This window comes from Pseudomonas floridensis (genome assembly GCF_002087235.1).
Lineage (GTDB): Bacteria > Pseudomonadota > Gammaproteobacteria > Pseudomonadales > Pseudomonadaceae > Aquipseudomonas > Aquipseudomonas floridensis.
Window position 1 is genome coordinate 1 of record NZ_MUIO01000212.1, and the last position, 816, is coordinate 816.

Annotated in this window: 2 protein-coding genes; both read left to right on the forward strand. The window is 60.0% G+C overall.

Annotated features, from left to right (window positions below):
- Positions 1–516 (forward strand): Dyp-type peroxidase (locus BZK31_RS28305; RefSeq protein WP_157900825.1); only part of this gene is annotated, 516 nt, incomplete at its 5' end.
- 29 nt (positions 517–545) lie between these two features.
- Positions 546–816 (forward strand): imelysin family protein (locus BZK31_RS28310; RefSeq protein WP_279628829.1); only part of this gene is annotated, 271 nt, incomplete at its 3' end.

The following is an 816-nucleotide window of genomic DNA, read 5'->3' on the forward strand; positions in this document are numbered from 1 at the left end:
GAACCGGCCTGGGCGGCCAACGGCAGTTATCAGGCGGTGCGCATCATTCGCAATTTTGTCGAGCGCTGGGATCGCACACCGCTGCAGGAGCAGGAGTCGATTTTCGGCCGCACCAAAAGCACCGGCGCGCCCATGGACGGCAAGGTCGAGACCGACGTGCCCAATTATGCCGCCGACCCGGAAGGCAAGAAGACGCGTCTGGACTCGCACATCCGTCTGGCCAACCCGCGCACCGCCGACACTCAGAAAAACCTGATCCTGCGTCGCCCGTTCAACTACTCCAACGGGGTGAACAAGAACGGCCAACTGGACATGGGTCTGCTGTTCATCTGCTACCAGGCAGACCTGGAAAAAGGCTTCATCACTGTGCAGACCCGCCTCAACGGCGAGCCCCTGGAGGAATACCTGAAGCCGGTCGGCGGCGGTTATTTCTTTACCCTGCCGGGTGTGACCGATGACAAAGACTTCATCGGACGCTCGCTGCTGGCGGCTGCATCGAACACCCAAACCGCATGACCTTCAACCTCCTCACCCGGAAGAGAACCATGAAAAAGACGCCTTTGGCTTTGCTGTTGACCCTTGGCCTGCTCCAGACGCCGCTGGCCGCCTTCGCCGCCACGGCGCCGCTGGATCTGGTAGGCCCGGTGTCGGATTACAAGATTTACGTCACCGAGAACATCGACGAGCTGGTCAGCCACACCCGGCAGTTCACCGATGCGGTGAAGAAAGGCGACATTGCCACGGCCAAAAAACTGTACGCACCAACTCGGGTGTTTTATGAATCCGTCGAGCCGATTGCCGAGCTGTTCAGCGACC